The sequence below is a fragment of the Mesorhizobium sp. M2A.F.Ca.ET.037.01.1.1 genome (genome assembly GCF_003998075.1).
Taxonomy (GTDB): domain Bacteria; phylum Pseudomonadota; class Alphaproteobacteria; order Rhizobiales; family Rhizobiaceae; genus Mesorhizobium.
This window is the reverse complement of the sequence record NZ_RZSA01001158.1, coordinates 1-1,868: the sequence shown is the minus strand read 5'-3', so window position 1 is coordinate 1,868 and position 1,868 is coordinate 1. Positions and strand designations below refer to the sequence as shown.

3 protein-coding genes are annotated in these 1,868 nt (G+C 62.0%); 2 read left to right on the top strand and 1 reads right to left on the bottom strand.

Annotation, left to right across the window (positions count from 1 at the left end; translation table 11 throughout):
* A partial coding sequence (locus EOA27_RS34580) for a LysR family transcriptional regulator (protein ID WP_245491281.1) occupies positions 1–268 on the bottom strand: 268 nt, incomplete at its 3' end.
* 106 nt (positions 269–374) lie between these two features.
* Here EOA27_RS34580 and EOA27_RS41700 point away from each other — a divergent pair.
* Together EOA27_RS41700 and EOA27_RS34570 are read left to right on the top strand one after the other, a co-directional pair.
* Entirely contained in the window at positions 375–644 is a 270-nt protein-coding gene (locus EOA27_RS41700; RefSeq protein ID WP_210211621.1) for a hypothetical protein, read from the top strand.
* A 36-nt stretch (positions 645–680) separates the two neighbouring features.
* Positions 681–1,481 (top strand): NAD(P)H-dependent oxidoreductase, encoded by an 801-nt coding sequence (locus EOA27_RS34570; RefSeq protein WP_245463252.1) that lies wholly within the window; start codon positions 681–683, stop codon positions 1,479–1,481.
* The last annotated feature ends 387 nt before the right edge of the window (positions 1,482–1,868 follow it).

The window sequence follows — 1,868 nt, the reverse complement described above, 5'->3', positions numbered from 1 at the left end:
CCCTGTGGGATTGCAGTGTCGAGCGCACCCGATCCAACGCCTCGCGCAATTGCGGGGCAAGTTCTGTTGCCTTGGCGGTCGGGGTCATTCCGCGCTGGGCGGGAAGAAGCAAGGGATCGTCGAACAAATCCCGCAGCCGCGCGAGTTGCGCACTGACTGCCGGCTGGCTGAGATGCAGCTTCGCCGCCGCCTTGGTGACGTTCCGTTCGGCGAGCAGCACTTCGAGCGTTGCCAGAAGGTTGAGGTCGATGCGGCTGGTATCTACCACCTTTATTCCCGAACAAAATATAATCGATTTCAAATATGGCCGGAAAGCCTCCATCCTGCAAGCATCGACGCGGGAGCTTCACCAATCTCTCCCGCGGGAGGCAAGGATGGTCATCGTCAGTTTTCTTTATCCAATACTGAGCAAGCACGCTTCGATGCTGCCCATCATGTCGAGAAACATGTGCCCTTGGCCCCGGGCCTGCTTGGCGGCGCCGTCAGAGGCATTCATCGATGCCGGCTACACCAAGCGTCAGGCGCTCGACGTGCTGATAGGGCTTGCCGCCAAGCTCATCTCCAACTTCACCAACGCGCTGGCCCATACCGAGCTTTATGATCGGGTGAAGCCGCTGGCTTGGGTACATCCCAGCGAGCGCTGAAGCGCACCCCCCACTCCACGATAGAGACAGAGAAGCATGATGATGAAGAATATCCTGATTGTATCTGCGCACCCCGAACCAACCTCGCTCACCCGGCAGTTGGTCGATGTTACTGTCGAGACGCTTGGCGCCGCCGGACACGAGATCGTGCAATCCGAACTTTACGGCATGAAGTGGAAAGCAGTGTTCGACGCCGACGACTTTCCCGTCCGCACCAATCCCGACCGGCTGTCGTTCATCATGGAATCCGGCCATGCCTATGCGACCGGCAACCAGACGCCGGATGTTGTCGCCGAACAGGCCAAACTCCTTGCCGCGGACGCGGTCATCCTGCAGTTCCCGCTGTGGTGGTACAGCGTGCCCGCGATCCTGAAGGGCTGGATCGAACGCGTCTATGCCTTTGGTTTCGCTTATGGCTACCAGAACGGCACCAACGAGTTTCGCTTCGGGAACGGCATCCTGAAGGGCAAGCGCGCGCTGGTAAATGTTCAGGCCGGTGGACCTGTGGTGGACTATGGCCCGCGCGGGATCAACGCGCCGATTGAGCAGCTGCTCTTTCCGCTGACCCACGGCGCGCTCTTCTATCCGGGCATGGATGTGCTGCCCACGCACGCTGTCTACAGCGCCGGCCATGTCTCCACCGCCGAAGAGGTCGAGGCGATCAAGGCGGGCTGGCGCGCGCGACTCGCCGGGCTGTTCACGGACGCGCCAATCCCGTTCCGTGCGCAGAACGGAGGCGATTTCCCCGATCGCCACACCATGGCGGATGACGTCGCGCCGGGCCAGACCGGCATCGTCGCGCATGTCGAAAGGGTGGTCGAGACGGTTGACGCGTGAGGCACGACGATCATGAAGCCTTCGCTGATCGCGCTGGCCGCGGGAGCATTTGCCATTGGCACGACTGAGTTCGTGATCATCGGCCTGGTTCCCGGGATCGGGCGCGATCTCGGGATAACGCTCCCGGCGGCTGGTCTGCTCGTTTCCGGCTATGCCCTCGCCGTGACGGCCGGTGCCCCCACGGTCACGGCGTCAGTCGGGGCATCTGCCGCGCCGGCCGCTAGCGGTTGGATTGATGCTGCTGTTCGCGCTCGGCAATCTCTTGAGCGGCTTCGCGTCCGGCTATGGCGCGATGCTGGCGGGACGCATCATCGTCCCGCTGGGCCTTCCCAATCGGGAAAGCCCTCGCACTGGTATCTCAGTATTGTGGTTTCGACCGTGTAGGCC